The organism is Bacteroides sp. RTP21281st1_H5_RTP21281_210402 (assembly GCF_040918965.1).
GTDB lineage: Bacteria > Bacteroidota > Bacteroidia > Bacteroidales > Bacteroidaceae > Bacteroides > Bacteroides congonensis.
On sequence record NZ_JBCOWR010000011.1, the window covers coordinates 217,968 to 240,383 of the forward strand.

General features: G+C 45.4%; 16 protein-coding genes. 4 read left to right on the top strand and 12 right to left on the bottom strand.

Translation table 11 applies throughout. The features are described from left to right. Window positions 1-2 precede the first annotated feature (2 nt). On the top strand, window positions 3-1,358 hold the full coding sequence (locus tag AB5443_RS16850; protein WP_022137115.1) for a TIGR00341 family protein: 1,356 nt from the start codon (window positions 3-5) through the stop codon (window positions 1,356-1,358). A gap of 19 nt (window positions 1,359-1,377) precedes the next feature. Then, window positions 1,378-3,519 carry a S46 family peptidase gene (locus AB5443_RS16855; protein ID WP_368113755.1) on the top strand — a complete coding sequence of 714 codons (2,142 nt, stop codon included), beginning with the start codon at window positions 1,378-1,380 and terminating at the stop codon, window positions 3,517-3,519. 176 nt (window positions 3,520-3,695) lie between these two features. Here AB5443_RS16855 and AB5443_RS16860 read toward each other — a convergent pair whose 3' ends face one another. The 5 genes from AB5443_RS16860 to AB5443_RS16880 form a co-directional block, all read right to left on the bottom strand. Beyond that, complete coding sequence (locus tag AB5443_RS16860) at window positions 3,696-5,621, bottom strand: DEAD/DEAH box helicase (protein WP_368113756.1); 1,926 nt, start codon at window positions 5,619-5,621, stop codon at window positions 3,696-3,698. 74 nt (window positions 5,622-5,695) lie between these two features. Further along, entirely contained in the window at window positions 5,696-6,757 is a 1,062-nt protein-coding gene (locus tag AB5443_RS16865) for a tyrosine-protein phosphatase (RefSeq protein WP_368113767.1), read from the bottom strand. 135 nt (window positions 6,758-6,892) lie between these two features. Beyond that, complete coding sequence (locus tag AB5443_RS16870) at window positions 6,893-7,813, bottom strand: carbohydrate kinase (RefSeq protein ID WP_277131767.1); 921 nt, start codon at window positions 7,811-7,813, stop codon at window positions 6,893-6,895. Continuing rightward, the gene (locus AB5443_RS16875; protein WP_022137108.1) at window positions 7,801-8,406 is read right to left on the bottom strand and encodes an SIS domain-containing protein; all 606 of its coding nucleotides are present in this window, start codon (window positions 8,404-8,406) and stop codon (window positions 7,801-7,803) included. The genes AB5443_RS16870 and AB5443_RS16875 overlap by 13 nt, the downstream gene beginning before the upstream one ends. A 4-nt stretch (window positions 8,407-8,410) precedes the next feature. Next, window positions 8,411-8,944, bottom strand: coding sequence for a TIGR00730 family Rossman fold protein (locus AB5443_RS16880; RefSeq protein ID WP_368113758.1), 534 nt, complete (start codon window positions 8,942-8,944; stop codon window positions 8,411-8,413). Window positions 8,945-9,048: 104 nt separating this feature from the next. Between AB5443_RS16880 and AB5443_RS16885 the strand changes: the two genes are divergently transcribed. Continuing rightward, the gene (locus AB5443_RS16885) at window positions 9,049-10,269 is read left to right on the top strand and encodes a pitrilysin family protein (protein WP_195406628.1); all 1,221 of its coding nucleotides are present in this window, start codon (window positions 9,049-9,051) and stop codon (window positions 10,267-10,269) included. A gap of 59 nt (window positions 10,270-10,328) precedes the next feature. Continuing rightward, window positions 10,329-11,426: an SGNH/GDSL hydrolase family protein gene (locus tag AB5443_RS16890; protein ID WP_195406629.1), complete on the top strand. Its 1,098-nt coding sequence runs from the start codon at window positions 10,329-10,331 to the stop codon at window positions 11,424-11,426. 210 nt (window positions 11,427-11,636) lie between these two features. Here the strand turns inward: AB5443_RS16890 and AB5443_RS16895 are convergent, their stop codons facing one another. From AB5443_RS16895 to AB5443_RS16925, 7 genes are all read right to left on the bottom strand, one after another. Next, the gene (locus AB5443_RS16895; RefSeq protein ID WP_368113759.1) at window positions 11,637-12,896 is read right to left on the bottom strand and encodes an IPT/TIG domain-containing protein; all 1,260 of its coding nucleotides are present in this window, start codon (window positions 12,894-12,896) and stop codon (window positions 11,637-11,639) included. Window positions 12,897-12,902: 6 nt separating this feature from the next. After that, window positions 12,903-14,690, bottom strand: a complete 1,788-nt coding sequence (locus tag AB5443_RS16900; protein ID WP_368113761.1) for an IPT/TIG domain-containing protein — start codon at window positions 14,688-14,690, stop codon at window positions 12,903-12,905. Between the two features lie 13 nt (window positions 14,691-14,703). After that, window positions 14,704-15,645: a phosphodiester glycosidase family protein gene (locus tag AB5443_RS16905; protein WP_229087809.1), complete on the bottom strand. Its 942-nt coding sequence runs from the start codon at window positions 15,643-15,645 to the stop codon at window positions 14,704-14,706. Between the two features lie 13 nt (window positions 15,646-15,658). Next, window positions 15,659-16,945, bottom strand: a complete 1,287-nt coding sequence (locus AB5443_RS16910) for a RagB/SusD family nutrient uptake outer membrane protein (protein WP_368113763.1) — start codon at window positions 16,943-16,945, stop codon at window positions 15,659-15,661. 5 nt (window positions 16,946-16,950) lie between these two features. Beyond that, on the bottom strand, window positions 16,951-20,286 hold the full coding sequence (locus tag AB5443_RS16915; protein WP_368113764.1) for a TonB-dependent receptor: 3,336 nt from the start codon (window positions 20,284-20,286) through the stop codon (window positions 16,951-16,953). 132 nt (window positions 20,287-20,418) lie between these two features. After that, a complete protein-coding gene (locus AB5443_RS16920; RefSeq protein WP_073346941.1) occupies window positions 20,419-21,366 on the bottom strand; it encodes a FecR family protein in 948 nt (315 codons plus the stop codon). Window positions 21,367-21,517: 151 nt separating this feature from the next. Further along, the gene (locus AB5443_RS16925) at window positions 21,518-22,084 is read right to left on the bottom strand and encodes an RNA polymerase sigma factor (RefSeq protein WP_022137098.1); all 567 of its coding nucleotides are present in this window, start codon (window positions 22,082-22,084) and stop codon (window positions 21,518-21,520) included. Window positions 22,085-22,416 lie beyond the last annotated feature (332 nt).

The following is a 22,416-nucleotide window of genomic DNA, read 5'->3' on the forward strand; positions in this document are numbered from 1 at the left end:
ACATGAAGACAGATGAGCGTAATAAATTTGCCATCAAGTCCTTTTTGAATGAATATCTGGACTTGAAAAAGGATAAGGATAACGAATTGGCAACAGTCGATTCCATCCGTAAAGGAGTAGAATTCAAAGGTGCCAACTTATGGATTCTTATCTTCGCCATCTTTATGGCATCACTTGGATTGAACGTGAACTCTACCGCTGTCATTATTGGTGCCATGTTGATTTCCCCGTTGATGGGCCCTATCATGGGTGTGGGCCTGTCTGTCGGATTGAATGATTTCGAACTGATGAAACGCTCTTTGAAGAGTTTTCTTATTACGACAGCTTTCAGTGTGACGACGGCAACCATTTTCTTTCTTCTTGCCCCTATTGCCGGTTCACAATCAGAATTGCTGGCACGCACATCGCCTACTATTTATGACGTATTCATCGCATTATTCGGTGGTTTGGCGGGTGTTGTAGCCCTTTCTACTAAAGAAAAAGGAAACGTGATTCCGGGCGTTGCCATCGCTACCGCATTGATGCCGCCACTTTGTACGGCGGGATACGGATTAGCGTCAGGTAATCTGATCTATTTTCTCGGAGCTTTCTATCTGTATTTTATCAACTCTGTATTCATCAGTCTGGCTACCTTCCTCGGAGTTCGCGTGATGCACTTCCAACGGAAAGAGTTTGTAGATAAGACCCGTGAGAAGACAGTACGTAAATATATCATCCTGATTGTGATTCTGACGATGTGCCCGGCTGTCTATCTGACGTTCGGTATCATTAAAAGTACCTTCTACGAAGCTGCTGCCAATCGGTTTATTTCTGAACAATTAGGATTTGAGAATACACAGGTACTTGACAAGAAGATCAGTTATGAACATAAGGAACTTCGTGTTGTTCTGATTGGGTCTGAAGTGCCGGATGCTTCCATTTCCATAGCTCGTAGCAAGTTGAAAGAGTATAAGCTCGAAGATACCAAGCTTATTGTATTGCAGGGTATGAATAACGAAGCGGTGGATGTCTCTTCTATCCGTGCCATGGTGATGGAAGATTTCTACAAGAACAGCGAACAGCGTCTCCAAGAGCAGAAAGTGAAGATATCCCAACTGGAGACAACGCTCGAACAATACAGGACGTACGATGCGATGAGCCGTACGTTAGTGCCCGAATTGAAGGTGCTTTATCCTACTGTCACTACACTTTCTATCGCTCATTCGCTCGAAGTGCGGGTAGATTCGATGAAAACAGATACAGTGACACTGGCTGTTCTGAAATTTACCAAACATCCGTCCACAACAGAAAAACAAAAAATCAGCGAATGGCTGAAAGCCCGTGTAGGAGCCAAGCAGTTGCGACTGATTACAGAATAATGAATCTAAAAATAAGAACATGAAATTCAGACTAACCGCCATCGTACTTCTCTCTATCTGTCTCTCGAAAGCTTTTGCTGACGAGGGAATGTGGTTGTTGGGAAATCTCAATAAGAACAAGCAGACAGAACAAGTGATGAAACAACTTGGCTTGCAGATGCCTGTAAAGAAACTATATGACCCGAAGAAACCATGTCTTGCAGATGCCGTTGTCAGCTTTGGCGGCTTTTGTTCGGGAGTCGTTGTTTCCGAAGACGGCTTAGTGTTTACCAACCATCATTGCGGATTCAGCAGTATCCAGCAACATTCTTCAGTGGAGCACGACTATCTGAAAGATGGTTTTGTGGCACGTAGTCTTGAAGAAGAACTGCCGAATCCGGAGTTGTATGTTCGTTTCCTGCTTCGTACGGAGAATGTGACCAAACGGGTATTGTCCGCTGCCAAACATGCTAAAACGGAATCAGAACGCCGGGTAGCTGTCGATTCTGTCATGAATGTAATCGGCATGGAGATTTCGGAAAAGGACTCTACATTGACCGGGATAGTAGATGCTTATTACGCAGGAAATGAATTCTGGCTTTCTGTTTACAGGGATTATAATGATGTCCGTCTGGTATTTGCTCCCCCTTCTTCGGTCGGAAAATTCGGATGGGATACGGATAACTGGATGTGGCCGCGTCATACCGGTGATTTTAGCGTATTTCGTATCTATGCTAATAGCAAGAACGGTCCGGCGGATTATTCTCCTGAGAATGTCCCATATCACCCTGAATATGTAGCTCCCATCTCTTTGGATGGATATAAGGAAGGCTCGTTCTGCATGACGCTTGGTTATCCGGGAAGCACGGAGCGTTATCTTTCCTCGTATGGCATTGAGGAAATGATGAATGGCATCAATCAGGCCATGATTGACGTGCGGGGAGTGAAACAGGCTGTATGGAAGCGGGAAATGGATCGCCGTCCGGATATCCGTATCAAATATGCCTCAAAATATGATGAAAGCTCCAATTACTGGAAGAATAGCATCGGAACGAATAAAGCCATCAGACATCTGAAAGTCTTGGAAAAGAAACGTATTGCTGAGGCTGCACTCCGTGAATGGATTCAATCGCACCCGTCAGAACGTGAAAAACTCCTTCGTTTATTCTCTTCTTTGGAATTGGGTTATAGCAATCGCCGCGAGACAAACCACGCTTTGGCTTATTTCGGCGAGGCGTTTATTAATGGCCCTGAATTGGTTCAACTTGCCCTTGAAATCCTGAACTTCGACTTTGAGGCAGAAGAAAAACAGGTAGTAAGCCGCATGAAGAAACTATTGGCAAAGTATGATAATCTTGACCTTTCCATTGATAAAGAGGTCTTTGCTGCCATGCTCAAGGAGTATCAGGAGAAAGTCGACAAGAAATATCTCCCCGCCATGTATCAGAGGATAGATACGCTTTACAACGGGAATATTCAAACTTATGTCGATTCTTTATACGCAACGTCCCAAATAACTTCTCCAAAAGGCTTGAAACGTTTTCTGGAACGGGATACGACTTATAATCTGATTGAAGACCCTGCTGTTTCCTTGAGTCTCGACCTGATTGTGAAATACTACGAGATGAATCAAAGTATCTCCGAAGCTTCCGAGCAGATAGAGCAAGGCGAGCGGCTGTTCAATGCCGCCATGCGTCGCATGTATGCCGACCGTAATTTCTATCCCGACGCCAATTCTACCATGCGTTTGAGTTTTGGAACAGTGGATGGCTACTCACCTTTTGACGGAGCTACCTATGACTATTATACGACTGTAAAAGGCATATTCGAAAAGGTGAAAGAGCATGCCGGTGATATTGACTTTGCCGTCCAACCGGAGTTGCTGAACCTGCTTTCTTCCGGTGACTTCGGCAGATATGCCAATGAACAAGGCGATATGAGCGTTTGCTTCATCTCTAATAATGATATTACAGGAGGAAACTCCGGCAGTGCCATGTTTAACAGCAAAGGAGAATTGCTTGGCCTGGCTTTCGATGGGAACTGGGAAGCCATGAGCAGTGATATTGTTTTTGAACCCGATTTGCAACGTTGTATCGGAGTGGATGTCCGGTATATGCTCTTTATCATGGAGAAATACGGAAAGGCGGGAAATCTTGTACAAGAATTGAAAATAGCCCGATAAGATAGCTCATGTAGTCTTACATATGCATTTACTGGAATTATGCCCAGGGGAGAACGACCGTATGCCCCGGGCTAATAAAAATAAGCCCAGGGTTCATCTCATGTGAGCCCTGGGCTAAACTTTGGTAATCCCCGGGCTGAATGGAAATCATTCCGGGAGATATATTAGTTAGAATCTTACTTCTTCGGTTTTCTGCGTGCCCATCCTTCTTCGCTGAAGTCAGGTTCCTTATCTTTGAAGAACTCCTGCCAGTCATCTTTCTTTTTCGGTCCGCGGGCATCCGAATATCCTCGTTCCGCACGGCTCGGTTTTTCTTTCTTTCCGGGTTTTGAACCTTTGGCAGACGCATCCTTAGATTTTCTGTCTTTATTCTCATAGCGTGGCGCACGTTCTTCTCCTTTACCGAATCGCTTACCGTCTTTGCGTTCTCCTGAACCGTTTTCGCGTCCTTTTCCGCCTTCCTCGCTGGATATTTCCACAACAACTTTGCGTCCGTTCCATTTCGCATGGCTTAGGGCTTTCACTACATTGATTGCTTCTTTTTCAGGCACTTCGAAGAAAGAGAAGTTCTGCATTAAGTCAATGCGTCCCAACTCGATGCGTCCGCGTGTGTTATTATTCAGCAAACCGATAAGGTCACTTGGGAAGAAACTGTCCGTTTTACCTAAATTGATAAATAAACGGTTGAAGCCCGGAGCAGCTTTCCGGCTTCTCTTTTCGAAGCCACCCTCTTTGCGGTCACCTCTTCCGGCACGTTCACCGCGGCTTTCACTTGTCGGTTGTTCTATTTCCGGGCGGTGACGGTAATACTCTGCGAAACGGTTGAATTCGTGCGAAACCATTCGTTTTATCAGGTCTTCCTTACTCAACCATTCCAGTTTACGATAGATTTCCGGCATGAAGTCCGCGATTTCTTCTTCGTTTACTTTTACTTTTTCAAGGTCATCAATAACCTTAATCAACTGCTTCTGGCAAATGCCTGCCGCAGTCGGCATCTCTCCGGCAATGAATTTCTTGCCGATGATTCGTTCTATTTCTCTTAACTTACCTCTTTCGCGGAGATTGATGATAGCGATAGAAGTACCGGTCTTTCCGGCACGTCCCGTACGTCCGCTACGGTGAGTGTAGCTTTCCGTATCATCAGGCAAGCCGTAATTGATAACGTGAGTCAAATCGTCCACGTCCAGACCGCGGGCAGCTACGTCCGTAGCAACGAGCAGTTGCAGATTACGGATACGGAACTTTTGCATAACAGCGTCCCGCTGCGCTTGTGAAAGTTCGCCATGCAGCGAGTCAGCATTGTAGCCTTCCTGCATTAATTTGTCGGCGATTTCTTGAGTTTCCTTACGGGTACGGCAGAAAATGATACCGTATATTTGCGGGTAGTAATCTACGATACGTTTTAGCGCCTCGTATTTATCTTTAGCCTGTACGGTGTAGACAACGTGTTTTACGTTGTTGGTACTCTCGTTCTTACGGCCGATAGTGATTTCTTTGGCATTGCGCAGGTAATTCTTTGAAATACGCGCAATCTCCGGGCTCATAGTAGCCGAGAAAAGCAATGTATTACGTTCCTGCGGCACATCAGCCAGGATAGCGTTGATGCTGTCCGTAAATCCCATGTTCAGCATTTCGTCTGCTTCGTCCATCACCACGTTGCGGATGGTAGATAAGGATACGGTTTTGCGTTCCATCAAGTCCAGCAAACGTCCGGGAGTGGCAACGATGATATGTACACCCCGTTTCAGGCTGCGTATCTGGCTGTCAATAGAAGAACCGCCATATACAGGCAGCACCTTCAGTCCGTCAATGTATTTGGAATAATCGTTCAAATCTCCCGCTATCTGGAGACAAAGCTCACGGGTAGGGCAGAGGATAAGCGATTGTGGAATTCGATTCTTTACGTCAATCTGTTGGAGCAGGGGCAGTCCGAATGCGGCTGTTTTACCTGTTCCTGTCTGTGCAAGAGCTACTACATCATTATTTTCTCCTAAAAGGTACGGAATCACTTCCTCTTGTACCGGCATGGGATTCTCGTATCCCATTTCTTCAATTGCTCTACGTATCTCCGGAGAAACGCCAAGCTCTTCAAATGTCTTCATTAAATCTCTGTATATCTTTTATTTCGGGCACAAAGATAGAGAATAATTACGAATTATTAATTACGATTTGCCATTTATTCCAGCAGGATACTGCGTAACTCTTCTATTTCTTCGGCAGAAAGTCCTATCCCTTTCTTCAGGTAGTCTTGTACGCTTCCATACTCTGACTCAATCTGTTCCTTTGCGGCATTCAGAAAATCTTCCTTAGCCGAATAGATCGTAGTGATCGCTTCTTGCGAATTTGCCGGTAGTTGATAAGCATATTTTGAAGCCTTGGGGATATTGAAATAATCATTACTCAACCGGTAATCTGACATTATCACGTCTTCATTGACACCCAGGGCGGCAAGCAACAAGGCGGAAACGATTCCCGTGCGCCCTTTCCCCGATGTACAGTGAATCACAGCCGGATAGCAGTCACGATTGAGCAAAACAGAGAATAATTCTTTGAATTCCTTCTGATAGTTCATCACTAATTCACGATTCATCCGCTCCACCAGGCGATATATGGTATCGCTTTTTATTTTCTCTTCCTGAATCCCTTGCAGGATTTTATCCATATTTCCTGTCGGGATGGGAATATGCACAATCTTAAACTCATCATCATGTAGCTGCGGATAGTTATGCCGCTCTTCTTCGGCACGTAAGTCTATGATAGTCCGTATGCCCATATTCTTCAGTTCCCGGCGGGAGCAGGGCGGAATGCTATCTATCTGTGCAGAGCGGTAGAGCATTCCCCAACTGACTGATTTCCCTGTATCGACGGATTTATATCCGCCTAAATCACGGAAATTCTGGATACCGGGAATATTAATGTTGCGGGTAGCCACCTTGACCCTGTATTTATTATCGAACACCATCAAATAATAATAGCGTCGGGACGGGTCGTCAGTGACAATGGTCATCTTGCCGCTGGATATTTTGCTCATCGCTACGGGAGAGTCTTCGGGAATCAACTCGGGGGAAGTAGATGCATATACTCGTACCTGTCCTTTCAGTACTGGTGCCGTTTCCCATTTAATCACGCAGTTTCCCACGTTGTTTTCTTCGCATACCACCGATATGGTCGGTTGTATACCGGAGCAGGACGGGAGTACTAACAAAATGGTAAGCCAGCTAAACAGGTTCTTATACATAGTTTCTTTGTCTGAGTGAATCATATACGCAAAGATAGGAATTACCGGAAGATATGGTAATTCCTTTGCGATAATTAGCCAAAGTTAATAGTAATTTACGTGCGAACGGGCACTGTACTTGCAGCTAATGAAGGATTATTTATAGTTCTGCGCAAACTCCACTGACACTGAATTGCTGAAACTGCGGCAAACCTCGGCTGCAAAGTCTTTTCCGCACCGAATAATTTTATCCCATACTTCTTCGTTCAGGTTATTCAAGTCTCGGTAACGGACATCGTATTTTAATAGTCCGTAAATCAGTCCCGCATTGAAATTATCACCGGCTCCGATGGTGCTGACAGCTTCCAGCGGCTCAATCGGATAATCTTTGTTGACCAGGTTGGTGCGTAGCGAAACTTTCTCTCCGCCTGCGGTACAGATAAACCGTGGACAGTAAAATTTGATTTTATCCTTGTATATCTTGTCGGCATCCTGCATACCATACATATAAAGGAAATCTTCTAAAGAACCGCGTACAATGTCCGCATACTCCAGGTTTTCGATGATAGTCGGTGCCAGTTTCATTGCTTCATTCTTGTGCGAAGAACGGAAGTTCGGATCATAATAGATAATGGCCTTTTTCTCCCTTGCCTGGTCGAGTAATTCGAGAATCTTTTCCCGTAATACCGGATTCAGGGCATAGTATGAACCTACCATGACAATATCATCCTCTTCCAATTTTGGAAACAGGACATCCAGGCGTTGCTTGGGGTAATCTTTGTAGAAAATATATTCGGCATCACTTTGTTCGTTGAGAAAAGCAAGAGATACCGGTGATTTACCGTCGGGGAATACATTCACATGATCCGTCGGGATATTATTCTCACGCATGAATTGCAGGATAATGTTCCCTACACGGTCATTGCCGGTTTCGCTGATGAAACCGACGTTTACTCCCATCCGTCCTAAGGATACGATGCCGTTGAACACAGAGCCTCCCGGTACGGCTGCGGAAGGCTGATCACCTCGAAAGATGATATCGAGGATTGTCTCTCCGATGCCGATTACTTTTCGCATAGCGATCTTGATTTTTCTCCCAGATAACCGCCGTGATGACGTTTTGAATATTCCTCTATGGTGAATTGGGTTTCCTTCATTGTCTGCACTACTAATATATCACCGATAACGGTCATGGCGGTGGTTGAGGTAGTAGGCGTCATTCCTAAAACGCAGACCTCAGCCGGCTTGCCGGTACTCAGGCAGACATCCGATTCGTGTGCCAGCGGGCTGTCGGGGTTTCCGGTAATAACGATAAACTTCAAGTCCGGGTCCAGATTATGGGCAAGGCGTGTTAATTCTACGATTTCGCGTGTCTTGCCTGAATTAGAGATAAGCAGCAGTAAATCGTTCTTTTGTAAGATACCCAAGTCACCGTGTTGTGCCTCACTGGGATGCAGGAAAACGGATGGGATACCGGTGGAACAGAAAGTGGTAGCAATGTTCATTGCAATTTGTCCGGCTTTTCCCATGCCGGAAGTTACTAATTTCCCCTTTTTCTGATGTATTTGTTCTACAATCAGTTGTACGGCTTTCTCATAAGCGTCTGTTACAGGGATGTTGAGCACGGCTTGTGCTTCCTGTTGCAAAAGTTGTTTGATGGAGTCTATCATATAATCAGTTTATTTTTTCTTTCAATTCTTCCAGGGTGTTTGTTACTTCGTAATAGGTGGAAAAAGGCTGCCGGGCAAACCCTTTGTCTTCTAATGTTTTGAGTGCTTTCAACAGTTCGTCGTAGAAACCGTATTCATTGTAAAAGACCACCTTTTTATGATGGTATCCGATGGAAGCGGCGGCTATCACATGAAATATTTCATCCAATGTGCCCACGCCACCCGGCAATGCCACCAGTATATCCGATTTCTCGGTTATCACATCTTTCCGGTCACTTAGATTATGGGTGCGAATCACTTCGTTCAGGCAGTTGCTTACACTGCCTTTCTCTTCCAGTTTGGAAGGGACTACCCCGATGACTTTCCCGCCGTTCTCTTTCACGGCACGGGCTACGCATTCCATAAGTCCGAGGTTGGCTCCTCCGTAAATCAACGTTTTACCTGTTTTCCCCATCCATTCGCCGATTCGGCGGGCACTTTCAAAGTACATTTTGTCAATGTTTTCAGAGGCAGAACAGAATATTCCTATCTTTTCCATATACGTTGTAACTGTTATAGTCCACAAATATCTGCAATTTTCTATAAACAGCAATAAGTTTTATTGTATTTTTGTACCATAATTCAATAAGGAACCAGAAAACAATGCAATCTAACGTATATACACTCCCCAACGGCCTGCGTATTATCCATGAACCGACTCTCTCAAAAGTAGCTTATTGTGGTTTCGCCATTGATGCCGGAACGCGCGATGAGGCGGAGAACGAACAGGGGATGGCTCATTTTGTGGAACATCTCATCTTTAAAGGAACGGAGAAGCGAAAAGCTTGGCATATCCTCAACCGGATGGAGAATGTGGGCGGTGATCTGAATGCCTACACCAACAAGGAGGAAACAGTGGTCTATTCCGCTTTCCTGACTGAACATTTAGAGCGTGCACTCGAACTGCTGGGGGATATTGTATTCCATTCTACCTTTCCTCAACACGAGATAGAAAAAGAAACGGAAGTCATTATTGACGAAATCCAATCGTACGAAGATAATCCTTCCGAACTCATCTTCGATGATTTCGAAGATATGATATTCCGCAACCATCCGTTGGGGAGAAACATTCTGGGCAAACCGGAGCTTCTGCGGAGTTTCCGCACCGAAGATGTTCTTTCATTTACCCGCCGGTACTATCAACCGGGGAATATGGTCTTCTTCGTTCAGGGACAATACGACTTCAAGAAAATAATCCGCCTGGCGGAGAAATACCTGTCGGATATTCCCGCCGCGGAAGTGAATAATCACCGTGTACCCCCTCCACTTTATGTTCCCGAACATTTAACGATTGCCAAAGATACGCATCAGGCACACGTAATGATCGGCAGCCGTGGCTACAACGCCTATGATGATAAACGTACTGCCCTCTATCTGCTGAATAACGTTCTCGGCGGCCCCGGCATGAACAGCAAACTGAATGTGGCTCTCCGTGAGCGTAGAGGACTGGTTTATAATGTTGAATCCAACCTGACTTCTTATACCGATACAGGAGCTTTCTGCATCTACTTTGGGACAGATGTCGAAGATATGGACACCTGCCTGAAACTCACTTATAAAGAATTGAAACGAATGCGGGACACGAAGATGACCTCTTCACAATTGGCGGCAGCCAAAAAGCAGCTTATCGGACAAATAGGAGTGGCATCCGATAATTTTGAGAATAATGCATTGGGAATGGCGAAAACATACCTGCATTACCATAAGCACGAATCGCCGGAGCTTGTCTTTAAACGTATAGAGACATTAACGGCAGAACAACTACTGGAAGTTGCCAATGAAATGTTTGCAGAAGAATACTTGTCTACGTTGATTTATAAATAATGTATGATACTGTCCTGACATGATAGAACCACTCATAAACCACTAATATTAAATTGACCATGAAAAACTTGACACGGAATGTTTGGATTTGCTTAGGTTTGCTGATGCTGCCTCTTGCCATGTCCGCGCAACAAAAGAAGAACTTTACCTATACATCGGCACAAGACCTTTTACTGGTGGGTAAAGCAACTACCGAAGGTGAATATTTCCATCGGGTAGACACCGCGAAGTACCATTCAATGCCGCCCAGGGTGAAGAAACTATTTACGAACTCTGCCGGTCTGGCTATTTCTTTTACTACGAATAGTCCGGTGATAAAGGCAAAATGGACTGTACCTGATAATCCGCAATTACCTAATCTGACGAGAGTCGCTCAGAAAGGGCTGGACTTATACATCAAGCGGGATGGAAAATGGCAGTTTGCAGGAGTAGGAATGCCGGGCGGCGTGACTACGGAAAGAGTACTTGTCGATAACATGGGTACTGAAGAAAAAGAATGTTTGCTGTACCTCCCTTTATATGATGAACTGAAAAGTCTTGAAATCGGAGTTCCTTCCGATTCGTATATACGCAAAGGACAGAATCCGTTCAAAGAAAAAATAGTAGTGTACGGGTCAAGTATCTTGCAGGGAGCATCCGCCAGCCGTCCCGGTATGGCTTACCCGTCCCGTTTATCCCGTAGCAGCGGATATAATTTTATTAATTTAGGATTGAGCGGTAACGGAAAGATGGAGAAAGAAGTTGCCGAAATGTTGGCGGATATAGACGCGGACGCCTTTATCCTGGATTGTATTCCCAATCCTTCTCCCAAAGAGATTACTGAACGTACTGTCGATTTTGTAATGACATTGCGCCAGAAACATCCGGATACTCCTATCATCGTGATACAGACATTGATCCGTGAAACGGGTAATTTCAACCTGAAAGCCCGTGAAAATGTGAAGCAGCAGAATGAAGCCATTGCCGGACAGATAGAAGTACTGCGTAAGAAGAACGTCAAGAACCTGTATTTCATCAAAGAGGACAGCTTTTTGGGTACAGATCATGAAGGAACCGTTGACGGGACTCACCCGAATGATTTGGGATTCGACAGAATGTTGAAGAAGTATAAACCGGCTATCGGCAAGATTCTGAAAATCAAGTTTACGGATGAATAACAGAAGCGAGAGATGAATAACAGGAATAAAAGATGATGAAGAAAACAGAAAAAAGCTATCATAATGGAAAAACAATACTGATAGAAGCAGAAAGATAGAAGTAATAAAGGCCAACTCATGAGGGTGAGTTGACCTTTTTTGGTAAATGTGCTAAGTTATTCCTGAAAACAGTACTTGATAAAGCCTGTCGTCCTCTCGTAGGACATTTGATTATTTGACAGTGATACGCCGGATCAGATAGTTGACAGAACCTGCCACATACATCGTCTTGCAGTCTTCCGAAATAATGATTTCATACGGTTGATTGAAAGTAGCCTTCAAGCCTTTTCCGTCGGCAAACCCGGCTTTGCCGGAACCTGCTATCGTTTCTAATGTTCCTTTCGAGTAGTCTCCATTTGTGTCGGGAGTTAATTTGCGGATACAATTATAGGTATTGTCAGAGATATATAAGCATCCGTCCGAGCCGGCAGCCACACCAAAAGTCGCGCCTACTTTGGCAGTAAGCGGATTGCCGGGCTCACCGTCATAATATTCCTGACCTTTTACACCATCCCCTGCAATCGTCTTTTGAGTACCGTCCGGGCTAATCTGAATCAAGGCGTAGCTACTGGAAGTGCCGACAATCATATTTTTATTCTTGTCGAATACAATGTAGTTCGGCGAAGCATTGAGAGTTGCGAAAGTCGTTTTCGTACCCGAAGGGGTAAATTTATAAATTGCTTTATTGTCACGCGCCGATACATATATGTTGTCTTCATCATCAAATGCTACGTTCATCGGACTCTTCATATCGGTTGCAACAGTTGAAACGGTCATGCTGCCGGCTTCAACTTTCCGCAACATTCCTTTTCCTTTATCAATAAAATAATAATCCCCTTTCGAGTCAAATCCGCCTTGCCAGATGGCACTTTTACTGTCTACAGCCACATCAAGAAGCGAAGTGACCAGGAAATCTGGTGAAATCCGGCGTATCCAGTTATACCCGCGTTCTGTAAACCAAAGGCTGCCGTCGGGAGCAAAGGCGATTCCGGTGGGTAGTTTGGTCGTTGCTTCGCTTCCTACGCCGTCCTTCATCTCGAAGATGCCTTTTTGGCCTACGATGGTCTGGACGATATATTCTTGGTCGGGAGTCTTGAGATAATTAAGTTCAAGTCCTGTCAGTTCGCCTGAAGGGGATTTGACGCGGATAGAATACTTTCCCGGAGCCATTTCGGGCAATATGATTTTCAGTTCGTCTTTGGCGGCTTCTATTACCGTCGCTTGCCTGTCATTGATGAAGACAGCGTTCTCTTCCGGCATAGGGCTGAAGTTACGTCCTAATATCGTAGCTATTTCGCCGGAGTAGACATTGGTCGGCTTTACGAGAACTAATCTGAGCTCTGTTACCGATGCTTTGTAGTCGTTGTCACTGCATGCTGCAAAGGTGGATAAAAGCAGGCAGGAAAGCAGTAGTATGTATATCTTTCTCATAATCTTCTATTTATTAATAGTTATGGAACGAATCAAATTGTTTTGTTCATCCGCAACATAAATAATATTGCCGTTGACCAATAAACCGGCCGGATTTTTAAAGGTGGCATTCTGACCTGCCCCGTCCGTTTTGCCTGGCTTGAGTGGTAGGCCTGCAATTGTTTTTAATGTTCCTTTCGAATAGTCGCCGTTAGCGTCAGGTGTCAGAGAGCGGATGGTGTGGCAATTCCAGTCACCGAAATAGAGTGTTCCCGAATCATCGAATGACAGACTGCCGAATACAATTCCCATGGTGGCTTTGGATAAATCACCCGGCTCTCCATCTGAGTAAGTCTCAGCTACAGGCTTTATTCCGTTTCCAAAGATGGTTCGTTTCGTTCCGTCTGTTTCAAACATAAACAACTTGAAAGAGGCGCCGTTGGCTGCAAGTACGCGTCCTTTCTTGTCTACGGCAATGGCGCACGGCCCCTGCTTCTCGTCTGACATGTCATAAGTCATACGAAGTTCTCCGTCGATAGTCAGTTTGAATATCTTTTTCGCGTCTCGGTCGGCTACATAAAGACAGTTGTCATTATCAAAAGCAATACCCATGGGAGCTGAGAATGTCGTTTGACATGTGAAGACAGTGGTGGTACCATTCGCCGTAACCTTGACAATATTCTTTAAGTCCTTATTGGCTACGTAGAGATTTCCATTTTTGTCGAAGGCACCGGAATAGGACGATTTGAATGATGCGCCCGAAGCTACGGTGGTTACATTAAAGTCTTTGTCCATACGGCGAACAGCATTGTTGCGCTCTACAATCCAGATACTGCCATCCGGAGCGAGAGAAAGAGTTTCCGGGAATTTGAAAGAAGCGGCGGCTCCTGTCCCGTTGGCACTACCGGCTGTTCCACTTCCTGCTACGGTAACTACCGTATACGTAGTCTTGTCTAAGTAGGTGAAACTCAGATTGCCTACTGTTTTTTCTTCTGTGGTCACCACGACTGGATATCTTCCTGGTTCGTTTTCCGGCATCACAATAGTTAGTGTGCCTGGAGTTACTTCTTTTACCTCTGCCTCTTTTCCATTCACCGTAACTTTCACGTCACTTGGCTTACTGCCGAATCCTTCACCTGTCAGCACTACTTCGTCTCCGGGATTTCCGGTGATAGGTGTCAGGGAATTCGTTGTCAGTGTAATGATGTGCAGGTAGGTAAACAACGGGCTGTTTGCCTCTTTATTCCCGACTTTTACCCGGATAGGGTAGGTCCCTTCCTGGGTGTCCGGAATGATGATACGGAGTTGACTGGAAGAAATAACCTCTTTTACTTCTGCTTTCATTCCGTTGATGGTAACTTCGTTTTCATCAACAGAACTGCTGAAACATTGTCCGATAAGGAGTACTTCGTCACCTGCATAAGCTGATGACGGCATTACTTGCAGTACTGCCAACTCAGGCGGAGCGGGTGCCGTGGCATAGGTGATTTTTAGTCCTTCCACGGTTTGTTCTTTGACACTCACTTTGACCGTGTATTCTCCGTTGGGATTATCGGGAAGAGTGATGACTAAGCGATTGATAGTCGCATCGGATATTTCCGCTTGAACACCATTGATAAAGACTTTATTATCTGTAACTGTCTCAGAGAAATAAACTCCTGAGATGATGGCAGTACCCCCTGTCGAACCGGCTTTCGGAATGATGGATATTAGTTTCGGGGGAAATTGCCGGGAATCTGTCTCGTCAGAATCTGAGCATCCGAAGAACAGGTTACAGCAGAATAGGACAGATAAAATCAATATTGAATTCTTCATACTCTTTCGTTTTTTAAGGTTCATTGACTGTTACCATCCAAGCATTTACGACAGGACGTTCCTGCCCGTCGGAAGGACGATTCCGTATTTGGAATATATCCGCTATCGGGTGGCGGATAAGCATTTGGGTAGACCCGCCGCCATCTAAGTTCGCAGCCCACGAGCAGCCCAACGCTTTCATTATCGAACCCATTTCGGGATAAGTAAATCCGTATGAGTAGAACTCCACACGTCCGTCTACCACCATAAAGTAGACATGACCATCATTTGAATATCCGACACACGTACGTGGGTCGATACCTTTGTAAGTTCCACCGGATATTTCCCCGTCGCGCAATACGATGACTCCGCTTCCCGTTACTTCTTTAAGATTGTACTGCATACCCCGATATTCCACCGAGTCCGCAATCACCATCTTATTGTCTTTCGTCAACGCAATGAAGCTCAAAGCCTGTTGGGGAAGTGACTCTTTATAGATAAACGAGTTTTTCAGAATTACGCCGTTGCGGTGAATCGGCCCTCTGATGTCCATTGTACTGACATCCCAAAAGTCGGCATTAACCATCGCAGCCACCCGATGCCACGGACGGTCGGCGTAATCAGCCATTTCCGTAAGCGTCTGACGCTGGAAATTATTGCGTACATCGGCATCATATGGCATACCGACTTCGAGCGATACTCCCGGCACATTCAAGTCAATGTCGATTATAAATAGATGGGTGGAGCGGCTGTCTGCTTTCTGAAAATGGATATCCGTCTCCGTCACGCCTAATGCCACGACAAAGCTCGTATCAGTATATACACGTGCGACAGTCTCGCTGTTAGCCAATAATTTCTTGCCTATTTCGGTTTGCGGAGTGTAGGGAATGTCTTTGATTGTATCGTTTGAACAGCTTAAAAATGCAAACGGTAACAGGAAAGACAGAATCTGTATGTAGTTTAATAAGTTCATCATCTTTGTTATTTTTTTAGTTAGCCCAATATGAATTTTGATTTAGAAGTTTGTTGAGAGACCTCTCTTTTGCCGGAATAGGCAAACGGTTGTATTTGCGTTCGAATCCAAGGTCACTTTCCAGTCGGTTGAGGCGCACCAGGTCGAACCAGCGGAATCCTTCGGCCAGTAATTCTACCCGACGTTCCTGAAGAATCGCATCAATAAATTCACCCTCAGTTGCGGGATGCACGGCAGCAAGTCCGCGGAATTTGCGTAGTTCATTCAGCCGGCCGAGCCCTTTGGCGAGTCCTTGCGCTTCGGCGCTAATCAGATACATTTCTCCCAGACGGGTAATGATAATCGGGTCAGTGGTGACTTCTCCGCCCGAATACTTGTTGATGACTTCGTTCGTTTCCTGCATATCAATAGAGATGGCGGTACGTTTATCATCCGGTTCGAACATATTCATCACTTTGGTAGTCGGTGCATACGTATAACTGCCGCCATTTGCCGACGAACGCGAATAAAGAGACGCGCTTAGATTGACACTGGATTCGTTGAGCAGGTTGGCGAACGTGAAAATTTCTTCCCTGTTTGCTTTTCCGCGGAAAATCTGGTCGAAATCCGCTAGTGAGAAGTTAGCGTCCCCAATGACTTCTTCTGCTAATTTCGCAGCTTCCGTCATTTTCCCTTGGGCGAGTTTGGTGCGTGCCATCAAAGCCTTTGCCGCCTGCTTGGAGACATAATTCTTATCTGTAAACACAGGCGCGTAGTCGATAGCCGTCTGGAAATTCTTTTCCACAAAACTCCATCCTTCCGCTTCTGACGATGCGGCAATATCCCCTGAAACGGGAGCTTCGAGAATAGGAACTTCACCATAGCGGCTGACCAAATTGTAATAAAGCAATCCCCGGAAGAAACTGGCTACTCCCAGTATCTCATTCCTGGAAGATGTGTCAGGCAACTTATTCAGGGAGACAATCAGTGAATTAACTTGATAGAGAGCCGTGTAAAAACCGTCCCACGGCCCGCTGACAAAGCCGCTTTCGGGAGTTACAAGGTCTTTGACCAGTAATATCGGGTCTTTCAGTCCGGTAGCTCCGCCGCGCACCAGTTCACCACCCACGACATCCTGCGTGAGATAACCGTTTGCTGTCGGCTTGTTCTGCATATAAAAGTAGAGCCCTGTAAGCAGTAACCGTGCATCCTCTTCAGTCAGGTTGTCACTGGATACTGCGTTGTGGGGATATTGATCCATTTCGTTGCAACTTGTGGCAAATACCAATAGTAGTGCTGTTAGCGATATGATAAAATTCTTCATGGCTGTTAGAATTTAAGATTTACACCTATTGTAAACGTGCGCGGCTGTGAGGGATAGAGATAATCGTATCCCATATTGGTGGCGCTAAGGCTTACATTTACTTCCGGATCGAGATACGGCCATTTCGTGATTACGAAAAGATTGTCGGCCTGGAAATAGACACGGAGATTGTCAATATGTATCCGGTTAATCCAGCTTTTGGGCAGGCTATAACCGATAGAAGCGGTGCGGCATCGGATATAGGACGCGTCGTGCAGCATCCGGGTATTGACAAATTTTGTCGAGTTCCATGTATAGCCGTAGATGGCACGCGGATTCTTGTTCGTACTTCCCGGCTCTGTCCAGCGGGATTCTGCGGAAGATTTCAGTATCGGCCATGTGCCGTTGCCCATTCGCAGACCACCCGTCCAAAGCTCATACAGCTTATTCCCTGATGAGAAGGTAAAGAATACGCTCAGGTCAAGCCCTTTATATTTGAATGTATTGTTGAAGCCACCGGTGAATTTAGGGTTGGCAGAACCTACAAACTGCTTGTCCTTCTCGTCGATGACGTCATTGCCGTCCACATCTTCGTAGATACAGTCTCCGGCTCTTACGCCCTGTTCGTAAATCTTGGCAGGGATTTCATCGTCCGACTGGTAAATTCCTTTCCATTTAATCATATAGAAAGAACCTATCGGTTCGCCTACTTTCAGGGCGTGCATGGAACTGGTCGTCAATATCTCGTTGTTGTCGAGAAGGGCGGTCAGCTTGTTCCTGATGAAAGAGATATTAAAGTCCGAATGCCACGAGAAAGCCCCTTTGCTTAAATTAGCTCCCAATGTGAACTCAAGTCCTTTGTTACGCATGGAACCGATGTTGCATACCTGGCTCGTATAGCCCGATGTGGCAGGAGTGGGCTTCTGATAAAGCAAATCCTTCGTATCCTTTATAAATGCGTCCGCTGTGAACGTGACAGCTCCTTTGAAGAATGAAAGGTCTACACCGATATCCCCTTGCTGTGCTTTCTCCCATTTAAGGTCGCGATTGCCTGCGGTAGTCAGTCCCAGACCATTCTCTCCGTTGTAGTTGTAACCGCCGCCGGCCAGTGCCTGATAGGCATAAGAACCGATACCGCCTTGATTACCCGTGCAACCCCAACTGGCACGCAACTTGATATCCGTCTGCGGAAACTTCCACCAGGATTCTTCTCCCAAGTTCCATCCGGCACTGACCGATGGGAAATATCCGTAACGGTTGTTGGATATAAATTTGGAAGAACCGTCTGCGCGCATCGTTCCGGTCAGCAGATAGCGGTTTTTATAGTTCAAGCTCACACGGCCGAAGAATGACTGGAGCAGGAACGATGAAAGCCCTGTACTTACATCCGCGAATTCAGCGGCAACGGAATTCACATCGAAAGAAGAAGAAGGAAATCCGATGCCCGTCTGTGCGGACGAGGACGATACGTCTTTCTGTATGGAATGTCCCAGCATGACATCCAGTGAGAAGTCTTCCTCGAATGAATGCTTGTAAGTCAGCACGTTTTCCCACAAAGTACTTGCGTAGGAGTTTCGTCCGTCAATCAGCTTGCCTACTTTGTTGCCATACGGATGCTTGTCTGTATAGTAAATATGTTCCTCCTTGTAGTTGAAGTCCTCTCCGAGAGTTGTCTTGAAATTCAGGTCTTTCGTGATGTTGAACAGCATATAGAGCGAACCGAGCGCACGGTAGTTGTCAATATACACATCTTCTTCGTTGAGCGCTTGTATCGGGTTGTGATTGGCAAGTTCCGTTCCGCCTACGGCATACTCTCCGTCGGGACGGTAAGGAGAATCCCAGGGACGCTGTTCGATGGCGCGGGTTATTACGCTCGTACCGATATTATAACCGGTAGGCACACGGTTATTGCGTGAATAGCTCAAGTTCAGCGAAGTACCCACTTTCAACCATTTCTTGATTTCCGTGTCCAAGTTGACTTTCAAGTTATACCGTTTGAGCTGATTATTGATAATCACCCCCTCATTATGCTTGTAATTGGCTGACAGGTAATAGTTGGTTTTATCCGTCCCGCCGGATACGGAAGCCGTAGTAGTGTAAGTGACTGCTGTACGAAGTACCAAATCAAGCCAGTTGGTCTGTGCCTTTCCCGGAGCCGGATTGTCGATGCGGCTTTGCGTACTGTTCGTCTGGAGATTATAATTGTCAATGGCTTCATTCAATACTTCCAGGAAAAGGTCGGTATCCGCCATGTCGAGTTTGTCGGTTCTTGTCAGGTTGGAGAAGCTGACATTCGTGTCGATGCTCACCTTTGCCTGACCTTTGCTTCCTTTCTTGGTCGTAATCAGAATTACACCGTTCGTAGCACGTGAACCGTAGATAGCGGCGGAAGCGGCGTCTTTCAGAATCTGTATGGACTCCACGTCGGCAGGGTTGAAATCATTAAGACCGTTCATTGACTGCGCTCCCCATGCTCCGGTATCTCCCGAAGTATTGTTGATAGGCACTCCGTCAATCACATACAAAGGCTCATTGCCTGCGGTGATAGACCCGATTCCCCGGATGCTTACCCGGTTCTTGCTTCCCGGCACACCGGATGCCGAGGTGATGTTGACACCGGAGACACGTCCCTGCAACAGCTCGTCCACTCCCAATGCCTGGTGCACATTGATTTCTCCCGGTTTGTACGTACCGATGGAAGAGGTGACATCCCGTTTGGTTTTCGAGCCATATCCGATGACAATTACTTCATCCATCACGTGCGCGTCTTCTTCCAGTGCAATGTGGATGGTCGGAGAAGCCCCGATGCGGATTGCCTTTTTCTTATACCCGATATAGGATATATTCAACGGCTTCGCCGGGTCTGCCGTGACAGTGAAGTTTCCGTCCACATCCGTAATGGTTCCGACGCCACCTTCCTGTATCACGTTGGCGCCGATGATTGGCTCACCTCTGCTGTCGGTCACCGTACCTTTGAGGGTTTTCTTCTCACTTTTCTTTTGTGGCGCTTCTTTCTTTACCAGTACGATGGTATTGTTATTGAGCGACCAGGATATATTCATCGGCGTGAATACCTGTGACAATATCTGGTCGATAGGCTTATTCTGACAATTGACAGTTACTTTCGCCTGGTCGTTGAGCACATTGTTGCGGTAGACAAACGTATACCGGGTTTGCTTCTCAAGTTCCTTTATAAACGTTTTCACCGTGCCATTGTTGATATTCACCGACACATTTCCTTTTTGCGCCAATACCCCTGCGGGCAATAAAACCAGCGCAAGAAATAAAATGGTAAAGTTTCTAAAAATAAGGAGATTCTGTCTCCTCTTTCTAAAGGAATAAATTAACTTTGTGTAATTCATAGTTGATACTATTTTTCATGTTTAATGGATTAATTTTATCGACTTACATACAACCAAAGGATTGGGCGATTCTTTGGTTGTTTTTTTATATAATTACCGGCTGTTCTCCATAGGCTCCTTTCTTTCAATGGGTTAATAAATAGTGATTTTATCTTTATGTATCTCATATCTGAACTTGTATTGCAGGCTCAATGACCGGATTACGTTCTGTATGCTTTCATGGCGGAAAGAGCCGGACAGCAAATCCTGTCCGATTTGCGGGTATCTTAGCTCTATCTCCACACCGTACCATCTCTCTATCTCTTCGATAACATCAATCAGAGGTTCGGAATCGAATATCAGATAATCGTCACACCATCCGGTTTCCACATGGACATCGGCTTTCGTTATTCTAAGTGCCTTGTCCGTGCCTGAATAGGTCGCCTTTTCGCCGGGAGTGAGGATATACTCCTGCGGAAGCGAGCCGCCGGATATTTTAATCCGTCCGGTGAGCAGGGATGTTTCGATGATATCCTTCTTATAGGTGTTTACATTGAAAGAAGTCCCCAGTACTTCTATTTGCAGGCCGTTGGCTATCACTCTGAAAGGACAGTCGGGATTCTTTGCTACGTCGAAAAAGGCTTCCCCCGAAAGATGTACCAGTCGTTGCCTGGAGTTATTCACATCATATGTGATTGTAGTGGCACCGTTCAACTGCACTTTTGTCCCGTCCGGCAATGTGATTTCCGATTTACTGCCCGGCTTCACATTGGCGGTAATCATCTGCTGCGTATCGGGAGTCTCGAATAAGGAATAGATGCCGAAGGAAGAAGTGACAAGCAAAGCGATGACAGCAGCATACTTGGCAAACTGTATCCAACGGCGTCTCCATATAATCTGATGCAGTTCTTTCCGTATCTGCTTTTTCATCATGGGCGGCATCCCGATTTCCGTTACGGATTCTTTTTCCATATCCATCATGGTATTCCATAGTTCTTCGTCAGGCATATTGCCGAGTTCTTTCTTGAACTCTCCAAAATCAGAAGAAGGGACTCCCTTCCCCATATATTCGCGGTATAAATTTTTAAAACGTACAGTCATATTATCGGGTATTTCTATTGGTTATACGTAAATGAAATAAGAGGGTACTATGATTTCTTTGTGTTTTATAACATAAAAATCAAGTAGGGCGGATTATTTTGTGGGACAGGATGTTGCTTTGTCATCCTATGATGCGTTGTGGGCAGTGATATTATAAAAAGAACAGGAAGATAATATTGTATTTCAACATTTCGCTGCGAAGTACTTTTAAGGCGGAAGTCAGGTAGTTTTTCACTGTTTGCTCGGAAAGCTCCAGTTGTTCGGCAATTTGCTTGATAGGCATGTGCTTTTCTCTGCTCAATTCATAGATGTCACATTCCCGTTGCGAAAGGGCTCTCTTTGAATTCTTCAGTTGTTGCAGGAATTCGTCGTATAATAGGATGTCTTCCGGTGATACGTCGGTAGCTTGATTTTCACAATAATCCATGAAGTCCTCGAATTGCAGCTCGTTGACTTGCCGGCGGAAATGGTCAATAACCTGGTGTTTGGCAATAGTGAAGATGAAAGCTTGAAGATTGCCGAAACAGTTCAGTTGTTCGCGGTTGTCCCATAGGCGTAGAAAAGTGTCCTGAACAATATCTTGTGCCAGGGAACGATTTTTAAGTTGTTTTAGAACGAAGCTGTAAAGTCGGTCGGCATAGGCTTCATAAATTCGGGTGAAAGCCTGGTAAGACCCGTTGCGTAGTTCTTTTATGCACTGTATTTCGTTTATTTCCATGTTTCCTATATAGATGTAGGCGTAGACAAATGTACTGAATTAATTTTTATTTCACCAAGTATATGCTGATAAATAAAGCGAAACCACCGTTCGGGGGGGTATAAAGAAATGTTGTTTGACAATGATATTGCATTTATATATCCAGCTTTATTATACCTGCTCTTGCTTTTCGCTGATTAATTTTGTACCTTTACAGGTTTTTGTCTCTTCAGACACAGGTGGTCACCTTGCGCAGTGACAAATGTCATCCTGTAACAGGGCAGACGCATTAAAAATTATTTTCCTGTAAAAGTTGTGACAAATATTTTTCATCCCATCCCGCTTTTAGTCTT

Bases quoted from the DNA above. Each gene is read 5' to 3' on its own strand.
- AB5443_RS16850 (WP_022137115.1), top strand. From the start codon at position 3: ATGAAGACAGATGAGCGTAATAAATTTGCCATCAAGTCCTTTTTGAAT.
- AB5443_RS16855 (WP_368113755.1), top strand. From the start codon at position 1,378: ATGAAATTCAGACTAACCGCCATCGTACTTCTCTCTATCTGTCTCTCG.
- AB5443_RS16860 (WP_368113756.1), bottom strand. From the start codon at position 5,621: ATGAAGACATTTGAAGAGCTTGGCGTTTCTCCGGAGATACGTAGAGCA.
- AB5443_RS16865 (WP_368113767.1), bottom strand. From the start codon at position 6,757: ATGTATAAGAACCTGTTTAGCTGGCTTACCATTTTGTTAGTACTCCCG.
- AB5443_RS16870 (WP_277131767.1), bottom strand. From the start codon at position 7,813: ATGCGAAAAGTAATCGGCATCGGAGAGACAATCCTCGATATCATCTTT.
- AB5443_RS16875 (WP_022137108.1), bottom strand. From the start codon at position 8,406: ATGATAGACTCCATCAAACAACTTTTGCAACAGGAAGCACAAGCCGTG.
- AB5443_RS16880 (WP_368113758.1), bottom strand. From the start codon at position 8,944: ATGGAAAAGATAGGAATATTCTGTTCTGCCTCTGAAAACATTGACAAA.
- AB5443_RS16885 (WP_195406628.1), top strand. From the start codon at position 9,049: ATGCAATCTAACGTATATACACTCCCCAACGGCCTGCGTATTATCCAT.
- AB5443_RS16890 (WP_195406629.1), top strand. From the start codon at position 10,329: ATGAAAAACTTGACACGGAATGTTTGGATTTGCTTAGGTTTGCTGATG.
- AB5443_RS16895 (WP_368113759.1), bottom strand. From the start codon at position 12,896: ATGAGAAAGATATACATACTACTGCTTTCCTGCCTGCTTTTATCCACC.
- AB5443_RS16900 (WP_368113761.1), bottom strand. From the start codon at position 14,690: ATGAAGAATTCAATATTGATTTTATCTGTCCTATTCTGCTGTAACCTG.
- AB5443_RS16905 (WP_229087809.1), bottom strand. From the start codon at position 15,645: ATGATGAACTTATTAAACTACATACAGATTCTGTCTTTCCTGTTACCG.
- AB5443_RS16910 (WP_368113763.1), bottom strand. From the start codon at position 16,945: ATGAAGAATTTTATCATATCGCTAACAGCACTACTATTGGTATTTGCC.
- AB5443_RS16915 (WP_368113764.1), bottom strand. From the start codon at position 20,286: ATGAATTACACAAAGTTAATTTATTCCTTTAGAAAGAGGAGACAGAAT.
- AB5443_RS16920 (WP_073346941.1), bottom strand. From the start codon at position 21,366: ATGACTGTACGTTTTAAAAATTTATACCGCGAATATATGGGGAAGGGA.
- AB5443_RS16925 (WP_022137098.1), bottom strand. From the start codon at position 22,084: ATGGAAATAAACGAAATACAGTGCATAAAAGAACTACGCAACGGGTCT.